Annotated in this window: 19 protein-coding genes; 11 read left to right on the plus strand and 8 right to left on the minus strand. The window is 48.9% G+C overall.

The genetic code is table 11. From position 1 onward, the window contains the following. Window positions 1-39: 39 nt before the first annotated feature. Window positions 40-693, minus strand: a complete 654-nt coding sequence (gene pyrE, locus GVJ32_RS16185; protein WP_159241119.1) for an orotate phosphoribosyltransferase — start codon at window positions 691-693, stop codon at window positions 40-42. A gap of 334 nt (window positions 694-1,027) precedes the next feature. On the opposite strand from pyrE, the gene GVJ32_RS16190 reads away from it, so the two are divergent. Further along, the gene (locus GVJ32_RS16190) at window positions 1,028-1,810 is read left to right on the plus strand and encodes an exodeoxyribonuclease III (RefSeq protein WP_159241120.1); all 783 of its coding nucleotides are present in this window, start codon (window positions 1,028-1,030) and stop codon (window positions 1,808-1,810) included. A gap of 127 nt (window positions 1,811-1,937) precedes the next feature. Here GVJ32_RS16190 and rph read toward each other — a convergent pair whose 3' ends face one another. Then, on the minus strand, window positions 1,938-2,663 hold the full coding sequence (gene rph, locus GVJ32_RS16195; protein ID WP_159241121.1) for a ribonuclease PH: 726 nt from the start codon (window positions 2,661-2,663) through the stop codon (window positions 1,938-1,940). A gap of 172 nt (window positions 2,664-2,835) precedes the next feature. On the opposite strand from rph, the gene GVJ32_RS16200 reads away from it, so the two are divergent. Continuing rightward, window positions 2,836-3,687, plus strand: coding sequence for a YicC/YloC family endoribonuclease (locus GVJ32_RS16200; RefSeq protein WP_159241229.1), 852 nt, complete (start codon window positions 2,836-2,838; stop codon window positions 3,685-3,687). 53 nt (window positions 3,688-3,740) lie between these two features. On the opposite strand, the gene GVJ32_RS16205 is transcribed toward GVJ32_RS16200, so the two are convergent. From GVJ32_RS16205 to GVJ32_RS16225, 5 genes are all read right to left on the minus strand, one after another. Then, window positions 3,741-4,775 carry a virulence RhuM family protein gene (locus tag GVJ32_RS16205; protein WP_159241122.1) on the minus strand — a complete coding sequence of 345 codons (1,035 nt, stop codon included), beginning with the start codon at window positions 4,773-4,775 and terminating at the stop codon, window positions 3,741-3,743. 111 nt (window positions 4,776-4,886) lie between these two features. Continuing rightward, window positions 4,887-8,027 carry a DUF3427 domain-containing protein gene (locus GVJ32_RS16210; protein ID WP_159241123.1) on the minus strand — a complete coding sequence of 1,047 codons (3,141 nt, stop codon included), beginning with the start codon at window positions 8,025-8,027 and terminating at the stop codon, window positions 4,887-4,889. Window positions 8,028-8,037: 10 nt separating this feature from the next. Then, a complete protein-coding gene (locus GVJ32_RS16215; RefSeq protein ID WP_159241124.1) occupies window positions 8,038-8,370 on the minus strand; it encodes a MarR family transcriptional regulator in 333 nt (110 codons plus the stop codon). Window positions 8,371-8,638: 268 nt separating this feature from the next. Beyond that, on the minus strand, window positions 8,639-9,889 hold the full coding sequence (locus GVJ32_RS16220; RefSeq protein ID WP_159241125.1) for a type II toxin-antitoxin system HipA family toxin: 1,251 nt from the start codon (window positions 9,887-9,889) through the stop codon (window positions 8,639-8,641). Beyond that, complete coding sequence (locus GVJ32_RS16225) at window positions 9,886-10,191, minus strand: helix-turn-helix domain-containing protein (protein ID WP_159241126.1); 306 nt, start codon at window positions 10,189-10,191, stop codon at window positions 9,886-9,888. Before GVJ32_RS16225 ends, GVJ32_RS16220 begins: the two co-directional genes overlap by 4 nt. A gap of 450 nt (window positions 10,192-10,641) precedes the next feature. Here GVJ32_RS16225 and gmk point away from each other — a divergent pair, with 450 nt between their 5' ends. From gmk to GVJ32_RS16245, 4 genes are all read left to right on the plus strand, one after another. Beyond that, window positions 10,642-11,259: a guanylate kinase gene (gene gmk, locus GVJ32_RS16230; RefSeq protein WP_159241127.1), complete on the plus strand. Its 618-nt coding sequence runs from the start codon at window positions 10,642-10,644 to the stop codon at window positions 11,257-11,259. Between the two features lie 83 nt (window positions 11,260-11,342). Then, window positions 11,343-11,606, plus strand: coding sequence for a DNA-directed RNA polymerase subunit omega (rpoZ, locus tag GVJ32_RS16235; RefSeq protein ID WP_159241128.1), 264 nt, complete (start codon window positions 11,343-11,345; stop codon window positions 11,604-11,606). Window positions 11,607-11,629: 23 nt separating this feature from the next. Next, a complete protein-coding gene (locus GVJ32_RS16240) occupies window positions 11,630-13,813 on the plus strand; it encodes a RelA/SpoT family protein (protein WP_159241129.1) in 2,184 nt (727 codons plus the stop codon). 104 nt (window positions 13,814-13,917) lie between these two features. Continuing rightward, window positions 13,918-14,301: a RidA family protein gene (locus GVJ32_RS16245; RefSeq protein WP_159241130.1), complete on the plus strand. Its 384-nt coding sequence runs from the start codon at window positions 13,918-13,920 to the stop codon at window positions 14,299-14,301. A gap of 39 nt (window positions 14,302-14,340) precedes the next feature. On the opposite strand, the gene GVJ32_RS16250 is transcribed toward GVJ32_RS16245, so the two are convergent. Next, a complete protein-coding gene (locus GVJ32_RS16250; protein ID WP_159241131.1) occupies window positions 14,341-15,207 on the minus strand; it encodes an SDR family NAD(P)-dependent oxidoreductase in 867 nt (288 codons plus the stop codon). Window positions 15,208-15,330: 123 nt separating this feature from the next. On the opposite strand from GVJ32_RS16250, the gene GVJ32_RS16255 reads away from it, so the two are divergent. From GVJ32_RS16255 to GVJ32_RS16275, 5 genes are all read left to right on the plus strand, one after another. Further along, complete coding sequence (locus GVJ32_RS16255; RefSeq protein WP_159241132.1) at window positions 15,331-16,320, plus strand: NAD(P)H-quinone oxidoreductase; 990 nt, start codon at window positions 15,331-15,333, stop codon at window positions 16,318-16,320. Between the two features lie 93 nt (window positions 16,321-16,413). After that, on the plus strand, window positions 16,414-17,352 hold the full coding sequence (locus tag GVJ32_RS16260) for a hydrogen peroxide-inducible genes activator (RefSeq protein WP_159241133.1): 939 nt from the start codon (window positions 16,414-16,416) through the stop codon (window positions 17,350-17,352). Continuing rightward, window positions 17,352-19,442 (plus strand): ATP-dependent DNA helicase RecG, encoded by a 2,091-nt coding sequence (recG, locus tag GVJ32_RS16265; protein ID WP_159241134.1) that lies wholly within the window; start codon window positions 17,352-17,354, stop codon window positions 19,440-19,442. The genes GVJ32_RS16260 and recG overlap by 1 nt, the downstream gene beginning before the upstream one ends. 126 nt (window positions 19,443-19,568) lie before the next feature. Next, a complete protein-coding gene (locus tag GVJ32_RS16270; protein ID WP_159241135.1) occupies window positions 19,569-20,444 on the plus strand; it encodes a dihydrodipicolinate synthase family protein in 876 nt (291 codons plus the stop codon). 51 nt (window positions 20,445-20,495) lie between these two features. After that, window positions 20,496-20,870 (plus strand): hypothetical protein, encoded by a 375-nt coding sequence (locus GVJ32_RS16275; protein WP_159241136.1) that lies wholly within the window; start codon window positions 20,496-20,498, stop codon window positions 20,868-20,870. Window positions 20,871-20,872 lie beyond the last annotated feature (2 nt).

Consider the following 20,872-nt stretch of genomic DNA (forward strand, 5'->3'; position numbering starts at 1 on the left):
TATTTCCTATTCTCAAACGCACAAATGCTTTATACGGTCTTATACCTCAACACCATAGCGATCTCGATACGCATTAATACGCGCCACCAATGCCTCATCACTCGCCGCTGTAGACAAGTAATCGACGATATCATTCAAACCAACAATGCTAATAACCTCAAGCGAAGCGTCTTGTTCCAGCTCCTGAATTGCCGAGCGCTCACCTTGCCCGCGCTCTTGACGATCTAGGCCAATTGCAACGCCAGCAACGCTCGCTCCCGCAAGCTCTATCAGCGAAATAGCTTCACGAATTGCCGTGCCGGCCGTAATTACGTCATCAATAATGAGCACTTTACCCTGTAATGCAGCACCAACAATGCTGCCGCCTTCACCGTGGTCTTTCTTCTCTTTGCGGTTGTATGCAAAGGGAATATCGCGCTGGTGATGATCCGCTAAAGCACACGCCGTTGCCGCAGCCAGTGGAATACCCTTGTATGCTGGGCCAAATAAAACATCAAACTCCACCCCAGACGCCACAATCGCATCAGCGTAGCAACGGGCCAGCGCCGCCAGCGCCCCACCACTGCTAAACCGACCTGCGTTAAAGAAATAGGGGCTAACGCGGCCCGACTTCAGAGTATATTCGCCAAAACACAATGCCTCGCTGGCGATAGCTTGCTGAATAAATTGCTGCTGGTATTCCTGAATGCTCATCCGCACCCTCTAAAATTAGGTAAGTGTTAATCGCGCCATTTTACGCGGCGGCATCGGCTGGCTACTAGCGAAAACCATAGAATTGGCGACAAATGCACGTAAATGTAATGATCTACGGTGGGCATCGACGGTAATTACCGTGTTTTTTAGTAGATATTAACCGCTGTGATTGTTGTCGTTAGGGTTTCATTGTAGTCTAAGCCCTTGTTTATATCTAAAATCTAGAACAGCCCAACTTTATAGTATTTAAGCATCTTAGTCTGGCGCGCCCAGCCACTGAGACTGCATATCCTTTAGCCATACCACTGGCTATGATCGACGCGATAGGAAACACATGAGAATCATCAGCTTTTGCGCTGACAGCATAGTAGATGCCGCCAAAAAAGGCTTTTTTGACTGGGTCACTAAACAAGACGCAGACATAATCTGCATTCAAAATCTTGGTATCGCCGAATACAAACTTCGCGACGACGTGTACTTCCCCCGCGATTACAACCCTTACTTTTTCGATGCCGCCGACGGTAAACACAATGGCGTCGCCATTTATTGCCGCCAGCTCCCCAAAGCCATCATGACGGGTTTGGGCTTTTTAGACTTTGACATGGACGGTCTATATATTCAGGCCGACTTCGACAATATCAGTATTGGTAGCTTGCTCGCGCCCACCGCAGATGAAGGCGACACCGCTGGCCTAATCCGCAAAAACCAATTTTTTGAACAGTATTTAAACCACTTAACCAAAGTCCGCAACAAACGCCGTGACTTCATTATTTGTGGAAACTGGAATATTGCTCATCGCGCCATCGACATTCAAGACGTACGCGGCAATCACGGCAAACCAGGTAGCTTGGCAGAAGAACAACAGTGGCTGGATCGTTTATTTCGCGAACAACACTACGCAGATGCCTTCCGTCTAGTGAACAACGACGCCGACGAATTCAGCTGGTGGCCCGACGGCGAACCCGGCACCAACGGCTGGCGTGTAGACATGCAGGTTACCTCAGAGCACATGACCCCGCGGGTAGAATACGGTGCGATTTATAAAGTACAGGAATTTGGTAAACACGCACCGCTGATTATGGACTACGACTTTGAACTACCAGAGAGCCCGTTTTAAGCTAGCTTGATGCTGAACGGGAGACGGGAGAGGCAAGGCCACGATCCTCGATGGCTCCCTAACTTACCTCTCCCGCGTTAGCGTTACACCTCTGGACTCCGGAATCTTTAGCGTCTCCCCTCTCCCGTCAAGCCTTCAGCGCCTCCTTCTGCGCGGCGACCAGCTCAGCAATTCCCTTTTCAGCCAAATCCATCATCGCATTCATTTCTGCTCGGCTAAACGTCGCACCTTCGGCAGTGCCCTGAACTTCGATAACACCCTGACTACCATCCATCACTACATTCATATCGGTTTCGGCAGTCGAATCTTCGGCATAATCCAAATCTAAAACTGGCACGCCCTGATACACCCCGACCGAAATCGCCGCAACCTGTTGCAGCAAAGGATTGCCTTCAATTAAACCCTTAGCCTGCAAGCTCGCCACCGCATCCGCCAATGCAACATAGGCTCCGGTGATAGACGCGGTACGGGTGCCGCCATCAGCCTGAATTACATCGCAATCCAAATAAATGGTGTTCTCGCCTAGCATATTTAAATCGATTGCTGCTCGCAATGAACGACCAATTAAGCGCTGAATTTCTTGAGTACGGCCACTCTGCTTGCCCCGTGCCGCTTCGCGATCCATGCGGCTACCCGTCGAGCGCGGCAACATACCGTACTCCGCAGTCACCCAACCCTGCCCCTTGCCACGCAAAAAACCAGGCACACTGTTCTGCACCGAGGCAGTACAAATCACCTTAGTATTACCCATCTCGATCAAAACAGAACCTTCGGCGTGACAGGTGAAATTGCGGGTTATGCGCACAGCACGCTTCTCATCGTAAGCGCGTTCGCTCGGACGGACTACAGTCATATTGCTCTCCTTTGTGTAAGCCCATAGTATACCTCTCTCAAGCAAGCGCGGGCGATGAATAGCAAAGCAAGTAACATCTGCCCCACGCAATGTTTACCTTCAGCGAGGGTTTACGCTTACACTGACCATCTACACATTAGCACCACAGGGGAATCCTTTGACCACCAGCAGCATGACCGCCTTTGCCCATCAACGTTTTGAATATCCTTGGGGCAGTGTCACTTGGGAACTACGTTCTGTTAACCACCGCTACCTAGAACTGTCATTCAAACTACCCGAAAGCTGGCGCCAACTAGAACCCAGCCTACGCGACGCCCTGCGCAGCAAACTCCAGCGCGGCAAAGTGGAATGCGCACTCCGCGTGCAACAACAAAACCAACAACAAGCGCTGCAACTCAACGACGCACTCGCCAATCAAATACTAGACGCCGCCAATGGCCTAAAAGCGCACATCGCCCATACCGCCCCCGTCAATATACTTGAACTACTGCGCTGGCCCGGCGTGCTCGAACCGCAAACCTTAGACAACGACGCCCTAAGCAAACAGCTTTTAGAAGGATTCCATACCGCGCTAGACGAACACATCGCCACCCGCCAGCGTGAAGGCGAAGCACTCGCCCAACTCATTGAACAACGCCTAGCGAGTATCAGCGACATCGTCACCGACATTCGCAGCAAAATGCCCACCATCGTCACCGCACAGCGCGACAAACTTCAACAGCGCTTAGCTGAACTTAAAGTCGAACTCGACCCCAACCGACTAGAAGCCGAAATCGCTTTAATCGCCCAAAAAGCCGACGTAGACGAAGAGCTAGACCGCCTCGACACCCACGTCAAAGAGGTGCGACGCGTCCTTAAAAAAGGTGGCGCCAGCGGCCGGCGCCTAGACTTCTTCATGCAAGAGCTCAACCGCGAAGCCAACACCCTGTCATCAAAGGCAGTGGTTGCAGAAAGCACGCAGGCGGCAGTGGAATTGAAGGTGTTGATAGAACAGATGCGGGAACAGATCCAGAATATTGAGTAGTTTTTTACAGCCAAGGATGGCGGGTATTTTTTACTGAAGTCGTTTTAAAACGTCTATTTATCCTTTTTTAGTATCGCCTTAAGTGCTGCTATGTTTGCCTTCTCGCCTTCGGCTTCTTTTAAACGGCGACGCTGCTCTGCAAAGTTCTCAAATTCCAATTTTGCCTTTTCATCTGCCGCTTTTTTGGAGATTTTTCCGGCTCCACTCAGAACATCCCGGTCGTTAAAACTCAAGAATTGATCCAGCTTATCAGCCCAGTCTTGTAAAAATACCTGCTTACGGCGCAGTGCTTGGTCTTCGGCAAAATCGAGCCACATATTCACAATACGGTTTAGCTCTTTAATTTCATCTTCCCGCAGATAGTTTTTTGCAACGGTGACATCGGTCTTGCGTACCTCATCGCCTTTGTAGCTGGTAAGGCCAACATCTGGCTTGCTGGCATCTACACGACTGGCAATAAGCTCCGCGGCCGTCATATGCGTGCAGGCATAATGCAGCTTGTTCTGGACTGTTTGAAAGAAGCGGTTTGTATCTTCGTTAGATGGTTCGTAGTCAGCGGCCATAGTAAAGATTTCTTTAACCCGCAGATAAACACGTCGTTCGCTGGCTCGAATATCGCGAATGCGTTCCAGCATTTCATCAAAGTAATCTGGAACAGCAGACTGACCCACTGGCGGGTTTTTCAGGCGTTCGTCATCCATGGCAAAACCTTTGATAAGATATTCTTTTAATATCCCAGTTGCCCATTGCCTAAACTGTGTACCGCGCTGTGAACGAACCCTATAGCCCACCGCCAAAATGGCATCAAGATTGTAGTGATCAATCTCGCGAGAGACTTGCCGAGTACCTTCTAATCGAACTATCCGGAATTTCCGGATGGTTGAATTTTGTACAAGTTCTCCTTCATTGAAGACGTTAATTAAGTGCTCATTAATCGTACGAACATCTTTATCATAAAGCTCTGCCATCACAGCCTGAGATAGCCACAATGTATCGAATTCAAAGCGACACTCAACGCGAGCTGCACCATCCGCGCTGGTGAAAAGAACAAACTCCCCGCGTGGAGCCTGAGGAATGTTATCTGCCATTCAGTTAACCTTCTGCATATTTGATTGTTGCACGCACTCGCTTCACCACCTCTTCGATAGTGGTATAACACACCAAAAATACGTCGACAGCTATAAAACCCAATACGGAATCTACCCAACCGCCAACTTAGCGGCTTGCTGCCACATAAAATGAGGCATCGGCTTCTTTAACTGCCAAGTAATGCTCATCGGCTGTGAACCAGTGTGTGATACATATTCCACTTCACCATAATTAACAAAACCCATAGTGCGCCCGAATTCATCTTTGCTTTGCTCTCGCACAAATAAAAACAAACGCTTACCCATTTTTTGATGCTGAATGTACTCCAAACCACGCCCTTTGTCGGGCCGAGCGCTATTTTGTGACTGCCAATGGAAAAGATGTTCGTTAATCGCGTAATCGTGGTACATAGTGGTTGGCGAAAATTGCTTTTCATTTTTGTCTAAGGTGACAAACATCAGTTCAATATTCTGATCTTTCAGTACAAATACACCTTCTCGCGCTGACGGTTGGCGTTCAAACGTGATCGCACCAAACGCAACCAATATTTGTTCACGCGCATAGCGCGCATGCAGCCTTAATGAAACCTCAGGCAAAGCCTGCATTATTGGTTGCTCATGCTTAGTTTGTGCTAGCTGCCAGTTAACGACGTCCAATAGTTCTGCTTTTAACTCGCAAGAATTTAGTTTCGCTAAGCTCTGTTCAATGGAATCGAATTCACATTCGGGGCCCGTTTTCTGCCAGAAATCATAATGGCACATCAAAGCATGACGATGATTCGAGTCCTCTATTGCAAAGTTGTTATGGCAAAGCTGCTTTAAGAAGCGTAAATAGACATGATCATCACAGGTCAAAATTCGATTATGAATGACCTTTCTGACCATTTTTGCGAACTTTTCATCTGCGGTATTTTCGTGGATTTCATCATTGGCTTGCTGAACGAGCTGCGACCAACTGCCGCGTTTATAAAGTTCATTCAAGTCGACATGAGGATTTAGGGTTAAGAAGTTAGTGAGTGTTAATGGTAGCGTGGAATACTGAGGATACTGGCGGATCATCGCGACTAGGCGCGTCAAAGTTAATGAAGCATGGCGAATATTACTGAGTACCATTTCTTGCGTACGCTTACTCAACTCAATGCGGCAACCTAATGGCGCGTGAGGAAATCCTTGCTTTATCTCTTCACTGATCGCTCGGTGACTTTTCCCCACTAAAGCTCTAAATTTATTGGCAAAATCATATTCAGGACGTGAGTTGCCAACAAAATCTAATACGGTGCAACACTCTTTGCCGTCAGCTAAACGCAAACCGCGACCAAGTTGCTGCAAGAAAATGGTTAAGCTTTCTGTTGGCCGCAAAAACAGTAAGGTATCGACTTCGGGAATATCGACACCCTCGTTGAAGATATCAACCACACAAAGCACGTTAATGCTGCCAGAGCGAATAGCTTGCTGCTTTTGTTGCCGCTCATGGCTATTATCGCTGATCAACACATCCGCTTTAATGCCTTTCAATAGCAGTTGTTGTGTCATGTATTGAGCATGTTCTTTGCTCACGCAGAAAGCTAACGCTTTCATTTTGCTAATGTCAGTTATGATCTCCTGCATACTCAGTAATATCTTGTTAAAACGTGCTTGATTGTGAGTATAAAGATTAGTCAACTGAGTAATATCATAGCGCCCCCGATTCCACGCAATGGTGCGAAGGTCGGTATCATCATCAATCCCAAAATACTGAAAAGGGCAAAGATGGCGCCGATTAATGGCTTCTGGTAAACGAATTTCAGCGGCTATCACACCACCAAAACCCGCTATAATATCTCCACCATCATGGCGCTCGGGTGTGGCAGTGAGCCCTAGCAATACTGAGGGTGAAAAATATTCCAATACCGCGCGATAACTACTTGCAGCAATATGATGGACTTCATCTATCACTATGTAGTCATAAAAATCGGATGTTAAGTTAAGCTGAGCAAGCTGATTGTTGAGCGTTTGGATAGAAACAAACAGTTGCCTATAGTGCTCTGGCGTATACCCGCTCACCCAAAGTTCACCAAACGTGCCATTACGCAATACACCACGATAAGCTGCTCTTGCTTGTTTTAGTATCTCTTCTCGGTGCGCAATAAATAAGAAATTTTCCTGCGGTTTCATTTTGATAAAACGCGCAAAATCAAAGGCTGAAATTAGAGTTTTTCCAGTACCGGTTGCCGCAACGACTAAATTGCGAAATCGTTGGTGAACACTGCGCTCAACAGCCAGCTGTTCCAATATGTCACTTTGGTGCGGAAACGGCGAAATATCAAAGAAATGCGTTGGGCTAGCCTCAAAATCTCCGCGCTGCTGGCTCAACGCTTTTTTGAGTTTTTCACTGCTTTTCGCATCACCATTGAAATATTCAAAATCGTTAGAAGCCCAATAGGTTTCAAAGGTACTCAATGATTTATTAATGATGTGCGGGATCTCTTGCGAAGTAATTTTTAAATTCCATTCTAAACCGTTGGTTAATGCTGAATGTGAGAGGTTAGAAGAGCCTATATAGCCGGTGTGAAAGCCAGTGTTGCGCAAAAATAGATAGCTTTTGGCGTGCAAACGTTCCCGCTCAGTGTTGTAACTCAGCTTCACTTCGGTATTGGGTAGACTGGCCAAGTACTCAACCGCTTTAGCGTCAGTCGCCCCCATATATGAGGTAGTGATAATTTTTAGTGCGCGGCCGCTAGACGTAAATTCTTCTAACTCTTTACGGAAAATTCGTATCCCTGCCCACTTAATAAATGACACTAACCAGTAGATTTTATCCNCAGACAAGATCTCTCGCTTCAATTCAGATTCAAGCGACAATCCAGCATTGCTGCCACAAAACAGCTCACTTTGACTAACTCCGGTTAAAGGAAAAATGTCGTTAATATAATTTTTTAAATCGGCTGAAACAGGATTTTCTAATTCATATAGCGCGATCAGAATTTTGCCTTGACTAACAAGTAAATTATCTTCGATAAAATCGTTATCTTGAATTTGTGTTTTTAACCATAGTAATAATTGATTGGATAAAGCAATTTGCTGTTGCAGGCGATCATCGCTGACGGGTACTGACTCTATGGCATATTCAAGAATGTGTGATAGGAAACGAGACAACCACGTTGATGCTTCACTGCTATTAAGCTCACGTTCGCCCACATAGAATCGCTCTCGGTCAATGCGACTCTCGATAAGCTGAGTTATAAGCTGCTCATAAATTCCAACTTGTTGCATATTGTCCCTTTTATTCCAATGGCTGAATTAACAGCAACATTGATTGATATTGCAGTTTTACCGCCAATCCATTTGGTGATCTTGCCATTTCAACTAAGTTGTACTTGCCCAAAGTTTTCAGTGTTCTCGACACATTACTTACCGCTCTCCCCGTAAGCGCAGCCAATTCAGTAACCGATTGTGGCTGTTGCTCGGCTATTACTTTTAACATTTGCTGATTTTCTTTCGACAGCACATTGGCCACCGATTTAAGCGAATCGAACCAAATATCGACAGGGTAATCGGGGGCCGGCGTTTGACCTTTAATGCCTATCACACAGCGCGTTTGTTTAACGTTTTTCATTCTTGACCCGAATCGTTTGCTCGCTAGATTGTCAGCGAAGTGCATAAGAGCAGCACTTGGCCAATCGAAAGGCCGTACGCTTATACATAAGCCGCATATATTATCAGCTACTGATAATGGGGCAAGGGTATTTTCCGTTTTGGACGATAGCAATATCGGCGTGCAGGTAGTACAGCAGCTTGGAGCAAGTGAAGTGAGAAACGGAGAATGAAAGTGAATCTATAACTTCTTTATCCATTGGAAAATAAAAGATAGTTTCACTTGCTCATTAAACATTAAACGCCGATTCCTTCATGGTTTGCTCTGCTCGGCTGATTCCTAAGCGCTTAGCGACTTGTTGCCAATGCTTCACCGCGTTTAACACCTCATCGTAAATTTGTGTTGCGCCTTCCTGCGACAGGCGGAAGAAGTCTTTTACTTCAAAGGCAAGCTGATAATCGAGTGCGTTGTCGGTATCGCTAATATTGAGATGAAGGCCATGCTTGCCAACAATCGGGTTTAAATCATAAGCCGGTGACAGCTTCCAGCCTTTCTTGGTGAGTAAAAAACCGTGGTTACGCAGGTGATCGTCAGTATTAGACACGGCAATATTAAACACAATCCGACGCCATAACTGGGCTAAATCGGCTTCTGTTTGTGCGCCTTGAGTGGAAAGAAACTCAGCAATCTCTAAGTAGCTGGCACCTTGAGATTGTTCGCCATCATAGTATTGGAGCTGTGTCATGGCCGATGTGAAGTGCAGTCGCTTGTCACCCTCACGGTCAAAGCGCTTGGTTAAAAAGGTATGATGCTGAGATGAAAACTGCCTGATCTCACTTGGAAACATATCAACGCCAGCCGCTAAAGCCAATTCATAACAGACCATCTCCCACGCACCCACATCGTAGGTGTCGTTTAAATTGGGAAACTTGGCAATCCACAAATGGCCTTGTTCATCTGTCACACAAGCCTTGGGCCTTGCTCCACCTAAAGATGAGCCAGGTGCAATCAACATTTTTAACCAGCGGTAATATTCATCGCTGTCAATATTGTCGTCTTTTTCTATTTGTATGGCGGCGTGCTCTAACTCTCGCAGAGACGCCATTGGCGGCGCAGCAAATTCGGCATTGTCATCTAAGAAAGCATCCGAGCCTGCTCGCTTAAATCGAATACCGCCCATTCGGTAAGAGTCATGTACGCCCAGCAGGTAATCCAGCTCGTTTAATCGACTTGTTGCTCGAATGCCTTTGCGCGCTTCAATGGCCGCACGCCGTTGCATCAAAATGCGACCCCAACGATCCGGTGATGAGTCTAAGAACGCACGGAAATTTTTATCTGCTTCGTCATTGTAGAGTTCACCTGTGTGCAGTGTCAGCATAGGATCAATTTGCAGGCGGTAGGGCGATGTTAAAAATGTTTTGTCGTAGGAAAAACTGAAGACACCGCCACGACTTGAGTCGCTATACGCGAGATGGCCAAGTAATAATGGTTCGTCAATAGGATGCCAGCCTGCATACACTTCGACTACGTCACGGCTCATTTTGAACCTTCCAGCAGTTTGATATTTTGCAGCTTAATACCGACCTCATCGTGAGCAGCCATTTCAGCAAAGTTGTTATCCATCCCCAGCACTGCCATGATTTTTAAATACGTGCCTATGGCGACACCGGGATCGCCCGCGAATACCTTGTTTACCGTTTTATGATCAAACCCTGTTCGCTCGCACAGTAACTTTTTAGTAAAACCGCGACGCTTCATGGCTAACAATAAATCCTCGCCAAAATGCGTGAGGATTTTGCGCTGCTTGGGAAACAACACATTGTGTAAATCTCGCTTTGCCATACTACCGCCTATGGGACTATATCCCCATTTTTAAACCATTAATGGGAATATAGTCCCGTCTTGGCTATTTTGCAAATCGTAACCAAGGACATAATAGGACTAAGTTCCTATTTTTTATCTACAAACGGGAATATAGTCCTATATTTGTACTTAACTCATTAACCAACAAACTTTTAGCGATAACAAGCAGGATTAGAGCAGAATGCTAAGGCTAGCCTTTCTGCCACTACCCAACTTAATGAGCAAACTGCATAGCTTTGCTGCAAAAGTCTACAAAACCTAAGCTAACTTATTTAGTCATGTTTTGTAGACCTACCTCGATTGAGACGACTTTACCAGCCGCTATCATTCTCTTAACAGCCCGTGACGCCCCTCCAATCAGGTCGTATAATCCCTAATCTTCATCGCGCCCACCGTCGCGAACACGATACAAAGGACGCCCCTTTCGCTATGCACAGTCAAGGTACGCTCTATACCATTTCCGCGCCGTCTGGCGCAGGGAAGACCAGTTTGGTTGCTAAGCTGTTGGCGCACACGCCTCGGCTGGGGGTGTCGGTATCGCATACCACTCGACCCATGCGCCCCGGCGAGGAAGATGGTGTGAATTATCATTTCGTTAGCCACGCCGAGTTTGAGCAGATGCTAAACGCGTCGGCGTTTCTTGAGCACGCGCAGGTATTTGATAATTTTTACGGCACGTCACAGCTGTGGGTTGAGTCTCAACTTGCTGCTGGCGAGGATGTCATTCTGGAAATTGATTGGCAGGGCGCGCAACAGGTTCGCCGCCTAATGCCTAACACGGTGGCTATTTTTATTATGCCGCCATCGAAAGAGGCCTTGAATGAACGCTTAACAGGTCGCGGCCAAGACGATAGCGCGGTAATTCAACGGCGCATGGATGCCGCCGTCGCGGAAATGTCTCATTATGTTGAAAGCGATTACGTGGTCATCAACGATGATTTCAATACTGCGCTAGCAGACTTAGAAGCCATTGTTCGCAGCCATCGCCTAACTCTCGCCAGCCAACAATTACGGCATCAAGCTTTACTTTCTGCACTACTGTCATAAGCGCTGGCTATTTGTTAAACTAACACGTAATTGACAGCGCACAATTTGTGCGCTGATTTTATTTAGTACGCAGGATATAGATCATGGCCCGAATTACTGTTGAAGACTGCCTAGAAGCTGTCGATAACCGCTTTGAATTAGTAATGGTTGCGAGCAAACGCGCCCGCGCTCTTGCCACTGGCGGGAAAGACGCTCTTGTTCCTGAAGAAGGCGACAAGCCTACAGTAATCGCTTTGCGCGAACTTGCCGAAGGCAAAATTACCCGTGAAGAAGTCATGGCTGCAAACACTACTGCAGAAGAACCAGAGCTGGATCTAAGCGCTGAACTAGGCGCTGCTGCACTGTAATTCTGCGTCTGACAGGGGCGCCAATGCATCAATACAGTTTTTTCAATCCTAAGCCTGGCAAAGTTGAGCCGGCGGGATCGATTGACGCCCTTGCAAAATCTCTTTCTGACTACCTTTCTGCCGATCAAGTTAATCAGGTTCGGCGAGCCTACTATTACGCCGAACAAGCCCACGAAGGTCAGAACCGCCGCAGCGGTGAACCTTACGTCACCCACCCCTTAGCTGTTGCCACCATTCTTTCTGAAATGCATATGGACGCCCAAAGCTTGATGGCTGCCATGCTGCATGATGTGATCGAAGACACAAGTGTAAGCAAAGAAGGACTAAGTAATCAGTTTGGCGACGTGGTAGCTGAGCTGGTTGACGGCGTGTCTAAACTGACCCGCATTGAGTTTCAGTCTAAAGCTGAGCAACAGGCTGAGAACTTTCAGAAAATGGCCCTCGCAATGGCCAAAGACATTCGCGTCATATTGGTGAAGCTGGCCGACCGCCTCCACAATATGCGCACCCTTGGCGCCATGCCGCCGGAAAAGCGCCGACGCATCGCTCGCGAAACCCTAGAAATTTACGCACCCATTGCCCAACGGCTAGGCATGCACAATATTCGGGTTGAATTTGAAGACTTGGGCTTTATGTCCATGCACCCCATGCGCGCGCGACGTATTAAAAAGTCGATTACCACCCGCTTTGGCGACCGCAAAAAAACCATTTCGAGCATTCGTGAAAATATAGAAAACTGCCTCACTGAAGAAGGCCACACCGCCAACGTGATTGGTCGTGAAAAACACCTGTTCAGCGTTTATACCAAAATGCGCAACAAGCGAAAGTCACTAAAAGAGATTATGGATCTCTATGCGTTTCGCATCGTGGTTGACTCGGTCGACTCCTGCTACCGTGTTTTAGGTTGCGTACACAGCTTGTACAAACCTGTTCCGGGGCAATTTAAAGACTATATCGCCATTCCCAAAGCCAACGGCTACCAGTCTTTGCACACCGTGTTATTTGGCCTAGAGGGCGTGCCGATAGAAATTCAAATCCGCACCCACGAAATGGAAGAAATGGCCAACAACGGCATTGCCGCACACTGGCTGTATAAGTCCAACGAACAAGAGCCTAAGCGCAACTCCAGTCACGCCCGCGCCCGTCAATGGGTGCAGGGTTTATTAGAGATGCAGGAACGCGCGGGTGATTCGCTAGAGTTTATCGAGAACGTCAAAATCGATTTATTCCCCGACGAGGTGTATGTCTTCACGCCACGCGGTGACATTATGGAATTACCCGCCGGCGCCACCGCCGTCGATTTTGCCTACTCTGTGCACAGCGACATCGGCAATAGCTGCGTCGCCTGCCGAATTAACCGTCGCTTAGCCCCCTTATCAGAAACACTACAAAGTGGCCAAACAGTCGAAGTTATCACCACCCCCGGCGCGCAACCCAATCCGGCGTGGCTGCACTTTGTAGTCACGGCAAAAGCTCGCACGGGCATTCGCCACCACCTTAAACATCAGCGTAAAACCGAAGCTCTTACCTTAGGCCGCCGTATGTTGGAGCGCGCCCTTGCCAGTATGGACGAGAATCTGGCTGATATAGACGACAAGTATTTGCTTCAACTCGTCGACTCCACCCACGCCAAATCGACAGACAATATTTACGAGCAAATCGGCATGGGTAACCGCGTAGCGTATTTAACTGCGCGCCAGCTAATAAACCTTCGCGATGAAATCCGTGACGGTGACGACAAACTCCGCGCGCCACTTACCCGACAGTCTATGGTCATTCACGGCACAGAAGGCTTTTTGGTCAACTTTGCACGCTGTTGCTACCCCATTCCCGGCGACCACATTGTCGGCATCGTCAGCTCTGAGAAAGGCGTGGTGGTGCATTGCGAAAACTGCCATAACAGCATTGAACTCAGCAGCCAACCCGAACGCGTCGTGCCACTGAGCTGGGCGGAAAATATCGACCGCGACTTCTCGGTTGAAATGAAAATAGAAATTACCAAGCAACGCGGCATTATCGCTGTACTGGCAACCCGCGTTAACGGCGCCGATGGCAGCATCGAAAAAATCAGCGTAGAAGACGAAAATCCCAAAATCAGCACCATCCACCTTGTGGTTGGCGTGCGCTCGCGGGTGCATTTAGCAAATGTGATGCGTCGAATTCGTAATATTCCTGCGGTTATTAAGGTCACGCGGGAAAGACATTAATTACACGTCGGATGTCAGGCGTCTGACGCAGGACGCCATCCACCCAACAGCTTTTCCGTCAGACGTCCGACTCCCGACGCCTGACTTAGTCATCAGGAGCCACCATGAACAACAAAGAAATCATCAGCACCAACAACGCCCCCCAAGCCATTGGCACTTATTCCCAAGCGGTTAAGGTTGGCAGCACGGTGTATTTGTCTGGCCAAATTCCCTTGATTCCAGAGACGATGGAAATGATCGAGGGCGGTATTAAAGAACAAGCTACCCAGGTATTTAAAAACCTGTCAGCAGTTGCCGAAGCCGCTGGTGGAAGCTTGAACGACGCCGCCAAGGTAAATATTTCGCTAATCGATCTCGGTGTATTTGCGCAGGTAAATGAGGTAATGGCACAGTTTTTTGCTGAACCTTACCCCGCCCGCGCCTGCGTACAAGTCGCTGCGCTACCACGGGGCGCCATGATTGAAGTGGAAGTTATTTTAGCGCTGTAATAAATCATATTGGGCCGAGTTAATCGGCCCAATATCTTTCTAGTTACCCTCTGTTTTACGCCACTCATCTAGTACCGGCACAAACCCTTGCCTAAATGTTGGGTATTTCAATTGATAGCCGCTTTCTCGCAATAGTTTATTCGCACAGCGCTTGCTGCCAGTTCGAGCGATTGACTGACCCTTCGTTGCGTAAACCACATTCAACTCTGCAGCCAACCACGACTGCACATCTTGAATACTTGCCGGCTCATCATCAACGCCGAGATAACAAGGTTCTATCGCCTCGTTCGCCTCGGCCTTGTCGATTAAATGACTTAAAAAACCGACACAATCGTCGCGATGAATTCTATTAGTGTAATGCACCGGCTCCGCCGGCGCGCAATCGCCATCCAGCACCTTACTCAGCATTTGCAAACGTCCGCTGCCGTAAATACCACCAAAGCGAATATTCGCATAGGGCCATTTAGTAGCCGCTACAATCTGCTCTGCCTTCAATAAACTTTTACCGGAAAAACGATCTGGCTCAGTTGCACTACGCTCGTCTATCCATTCATGACGCGCTTGGGCATAAACCCCAGTACTCGACACAAACAACACAAACCTCGGCGGCGTCGCCATCGCCGCCAAGACTGTATTTAGCCCGTCTTCAAACACAGCGCTATAGCCTTCTGCACCGTAGCCCGCAGGCGTCAGTGTGATTACCAAATAATCTGCCTGTAATGGACCCAACTTGGCCACACTTTGCGGATCACATACATCTGCTGCTAGCGCGGCAACACCCTCCGAAAGCTTATCGATTTTGCGACGCATACCCTGAACCCGCCAACCCCTAGCCAAATAAATATCGGCCAAGCCATTGCCAATATCACCGCAACCAATAATTAAAAGTGATTTTTGCTCAGCCATCCTAAAGTGCTCTCCGCTGTGAATGCCCGCCTGAGTCGGTCATAATCTTTGTTAATATGCAGATCTAAACCGCAGCTAAAATTCCGCGCTGATCTTACCACCTTAACAATCAGGAGGACGACTATGAGCATTCCCACTACCCGCCGCATTGTTAGCGTAAACAAGGACGACCACAGTCTTAGCATTAGCAGCGAAGCAATGCCGAGTCCCGGCGCCAATGAAGTGCTGATTAAAGTTGCCGCCGCAGGAATCAACCGCCCCGACCTAATGCAACGCTACGGCTTATATCCGGCACCTGCCGACGCAAGCCCCGTATTAGGTCTAGAGGTTTCTGGTGAAGTCGTCGCGATCGGCAGCGAGGTAAGCCGCTGGAAAGTCGGCGATATGATTTGCGCACTATGCAACGGTGGTGGCTATGCCGACTATACCGTCGCGCCCGCAAGCCAGTGCCTGCCCATTCCCCAAGGTATTAGCCTTCGAGACGCCGCCGCCTTACCAGAGACTTTCTTTACCGTTTGGCACAATGTATTTCAGCGCTGCAATTTAAAAGCGGGCGAAAACTTTTTAGTTCACGGCGGCAGCAGCGGCATTGGCACTACCGCCATTCAACTCGCCAAGGCCTTTGGTGCAAATGTATATACCACCACTGGTAACGCCGAGAAGTGTGCGGCATGCGAAAAACTCGGCGCAATTAAGGCTGTAAATTACAAAACGGATGATTTCCTCACCTCGCTAGCCGACACGCCCACCGGCAAGGGCATGGATGTTATTTTAGATATGGTCGGCGGCGACTACGTGCAAAAAGATCTAAAACTCGCGGCTAACGATGGTCGTATCGTATTCATTGCCTTTCAAGCCGGCTTTAATACAGAGGTCAATTTTGTACCGGTGTTGATGAAACGCCTCACCATCACCGCGTCTACGCTGCGCGCCCAAAGTGGCGAGCAAAAAGCAAAAATAGCCGCAGAGATTGAAGAGCAGGTTTACCCACTAATCGCAGAGGGTAAATTTATCCCCCTTATCGACAAAGTATTTAGTTTCGACGAAGTAAGCGCCGCACATAGACGAATGGAGGGTGGTGAACACATCGGCAAAATTTTGCTTAGCTTCTAAAAAGACCTATCGATTGGCGACATTAGATTGCCTTTCCCTATCGAGAATGTAGTATTAAGCGCCATAGAGTTTAACTATAACGCCGGATAATTTATGACGCTGACTGAATTGCGCTACATTCTCGCTTTAAAAGAAACGGGCCACTTCGGCAAAGCCGCCGAGAATTGCTTTGTCAGCCAGCCCACCCTGAGCGTCGCTATTAAAAAACTAGAAGACGAGTTAGGTATCTCATTATTTGAGCGCAGCCGCGGCCAAATACAAACCACCCCCGTCGGCGAGCAGGTTATTCGGCAGGCAAAGATTGTGCTGGAACAGGCTGACCACATTCGCGAATTAGCCAATCAAGGCCGCGACCCCCTAGGCACGCCGCTGGCCATTGGCGCCATTCATACGGTTGGGCCGTATTTATATCCTCGCTGTATTCCCGTGATAAGAGAACTCGCGCCAGAAATGCCGCTTTATATCGAAGAGAATCTCACCGGCACGCTGAGGGAAAGATTACGCTCCTCCAAACTAGACGCTATTATTGTCGCCCTTCCTTTTAATGAAAGCGACGTGGTTACCCAAGCCTTATACGAAGAACCCTTTGTGGTCTTACTACCCAATGATCACCCACTAACTAAAAAGGCAGAGCTACAACACGAAGACCTTCTCAACGAAAACGTCCTCCTTCTCGGCGAAGGGCACTGCTTTCGAGATCAAGTCATGGCCGCCTGCCCAGGCCTACGCCAAACCTTTGCCAACGGCGACCGCCTATTACAATCTGTTGTAGAGGGCAGCTCCTTAGAAACCCTAAAGCACATGGTGGTCTCTAAACTCGGCATCACCATACTGCCACTTTCCGCTGCGCAGGTAGCCCCGTATGGCGACGGCGTATTGTGCACTCGACCGTTTGCCAAACCACCCACACGCACAGTCGCCCTGGCATGGCGCACTAGCTTTCCCCGTCACCAAGCCATCGACGTTATTAGTAAAGCCATTAAAGCCGCCGCGCCGGCATTCGCCGCTAACTCAAACACCAGCGCGGCCTAATGACAAAACCACTAGATCAGATCAGCGTGAATGCCTTAAAAGGTGTAGGCCCACGCCTGCAGGAAAAGCTGGCGGTGTTGGGCATAGTCAGCATCCAAGATTTATTATTCCATCTGCCGCTGCGCTACCAAGATCGCACTCGCATTACGCCGCTGGGTGCACTGCAACTCAATACCGACGTGGTGTTTGAAGGCACCGTTCTGGTTTCCGATATTGTCTTTGGCCGCCGCCGCAGTTTGGTTTGCCGAATACAAGATAATACCGGCACTACTACCCTACGCTTCTTTCATTTTAACGCCGCGCAAAAGGCTCAGCTCACCCCCGGCACCAAATTACGGTGCTATGGCGAAGCCCGGCGTGGCAGCGGTGGATTAGAATTTTATCATCCTGAATACAGCGTAATTAGCGAAACCACCCCTATTGCGATAGAAGAACGGCTCACCCCAATCTACCCAAGCACCGAAGGCTTTGCCCAGACGAGCTGGCGCAAATTATGCGACCAAGCGCTGCAGCACCTAGATCGCTACCCTATTACCGAATGGCTGCCCGCCGACGCACTACCGCCGCAAATAAACCGCAATCGCTGGACCTTAGCTGAGGCGCTGCGCTATTTACACCACCCACCTACTGACGCCTCTATCAGCCAATTACAAGACGGACGCCACCCCAGCCAGCAGCGCCTCGCCTTTGAGGAACTACTTGCTCACAATCTCGCCTTGCAAGAGCTGCGGCGTGAAACCCAGCGCTTTGGTGCGCCACCATTAAACGGCCCCAAGAAACTGCAAAAGGCATTTTTAGAACAATTGGGATTCACCTTAACCGGCGCCCAAAAGCGTGTCGCCGCAGAAATCGCCAAAGACTTACACGGCCAAACCCCCATGCTGCGTTTAGTGCAGGGCGATGTCGGCAGCGGTAAAACCGCCGTCGCCGCCCTAGCTGCGTTGCGCGCAGTAAGCAGCGGTTACCAAGTGGCGATTATGGCGCCGACTGAAATTCTCGCCGAACAGCATTATCAAAATTTCAGCCAATGGCTTGAGCCACTCGGCTTACACGTTGCTTGGCTGACCGGCAAGCTCAAAGGCAAAGCACGGCAGGTGCAAAGCGAGGCCATTGCCAATCACGGCGCCCATGTCGCTGTGGGAACCCACGCCCTGTTCCAGAACGACGTCGAATTTGCCAAACTCGGCTTGGTCATTATTGATGAGCAACATCGCTTTGGTGTTCATCAGCGCCTAGCCCTAAAGCAAAAAGCCGCCGCCAATGTGGGGCAGCCCCATCAATTAATCATGACCGCCACGCCGATTCCCCGCACCTTAGCGATGACGGCGTATGCCGATCTCGATACCTCCGTCATCGACGAGTTGCCGCCGGGACGCACACCGGTGAACACCGTGGTACTCGCCAATGATCGCCGCGACGACGTAATGGAGCGCCTGCGCGCTGTGTGCGCTAGTGGCCAACAGGCTTATTGGGTGTGTACGCTTATAGAAGAGTCCGACAAATTGCAGGCCCAAGCCGCAGAAGCAAGTTGGGAGTTGTTAAAAGAAACTCTGCCAGAATTGCGCGTGGGACTGGTTCACGGGCGCATGAAGCCAAAAGAAAAAGCCGAGGTAATGGCTCAATTCAAAGCCGCAGAACTTAATTTATTAGTTGCCACTACGGTCATCGAAGTCGGTGTTGATGTACCCAATGCCTCGCTTATGGTTATCGAAAATGCCGAGCGTCTCGGCCTAGCTCAATTACATCAGTTACGTGGTCGAGTTGGCCGCGGCAGCCGCCAAAGTTTTTGCGTTTTGCTGTATCAGTCTCCGCTGTCTCGCAACGGCAAACAACGTTTAGCTGCGCTCCGTGACAGCACCGACGGTTTTGTCATTGCCGAACAAGATTTGCAACTTCGCGGCCCAGGAGAAGTGTTAGGTACACGGCAAACTGGTTTAATGACCTTTAAAATTGCCGACCTACAAAGAGACGCAGATTTACTCGATGACGTGCGCGCCCAAGCCCAATACATTATGCAATCTCACCCATCCCACGTGAAACCACTCATACAGCGCTGGCTATCAAACCGCACTATTTACGCCTCGGTTTAATTACAAATACGGGCACTAAAATAGCGCACATTTTGAGGTCGTTTGCACCGTCGTTCACTCGCTATACAAGCTTAAATTGCGCGACTATACTAAATTTTCATATCCATAAATCCACGGCGCAAACACATGATAAATGGAATTATTGTCGACCTAATTACCCCCACTCACGCCAACGGCGCACCTGATTACGAAACAGTGGAAATCTTGGTGGACTGGCATGTGGACAACGGCAGCTCTGCTCTGCTCATAGGAGGTTCAACTGGCCAGTCCTCAACAATGGATTCTGACGAACGCACAGAGCTTCTTCGCCGAGCAATTTGGCAGGCAGACGGGCGAATTCCGATTATTGCCGACCTCGGTAGCGACAGCATTGACCACGCTTTTGAGTTCGCCAGCGTTGCCAATGAATATGGGGCAAGCGCTGTATTACTCAGCGCGCCAACCACCGACGCATTCTCGAAAAATGAACTGCTGGAGCACTTCGCGGCCCTTGCCAAGGCTGCTCAGTTACCCGCCATTGTGCGCGCCGAATTCAATCACTCAAATATTTTATCGCCCACCGGCATCGCAGAACTTGCACTGATTTCAGGTATAGATGGTTTTATCGATGGCTCTAGTAATCCAGCAAGCGCGCAAGAATTACTCAAGCTAAAACTACCCAAAGACTTCGCCCTGTACGCTGGCCATGACACCAGCGCTTGTCAGCAGATTTTGGCGGGCTACAATGGCTGCATATCTATTTCGGCCAACGTCAATCCAGCCTTACTTCTTAAGCTATATACCCTAGCAAAATCCGCTGACTCGGCGGGCGCCAAGGCACTGGACACCCATCTACAGGCCCTATACTTAGCACTATTAGAAGACCCGAATTCCATTCCGGTAAAGTGGGCACTGGTAGAAATGGGCTGTATTCCGGAAGGTGAGCACCCGCCAACACTGCCGCAAGCAAGCGATTATTCACATCTACGCCGCGCTTTGCGCGCAGCAGAAATTCCAGTGTAAGCTGCCATTTTTTTAGTCGACCTTTTTAGCATAATCGGGTACAACAGATAGATGGCACCTAAAATAAATAATCTGCGGCGCTTCTTTCGGCTACCCTACCCCAGAGCAGCCCAACCACCGCTAACAGTGGATAAAGACACCGCATACCGAGTTTTAGAAATTTCGGAGCAGGGTATTTTGCTGGCCCAACAAGCAAAATCACCGCTACAAATAGGTGAGTATCTGCGCGGTAACATATTGTTTCATAATCAAGACAGCGAGGAAATTGAGGGCGAGGTATATCGACTAGATCCACGCGGCGTAATCGTTAGGCTAAGCCGCGGAATTAGTGCGCGCCATATGATGAAAGAGCAGGTTTATATTAAAAACACCTTCCCCATGTTTTTCCGCCACACCATACAAGAGAATTTTAAGGCGACCAAGTAAGG

It is taken from the genome of Zhongshania aliphaticivorans (assembly GCF_902705855.1).
Classification (GTDB): domain Bacteria; phylum Pseudomonadota; class Gammaproteobacteria; order Pseudomonadales; family Spongiibacteraceae; genus Spongiibacter; species Spongiibacter aliphaticivorans_B.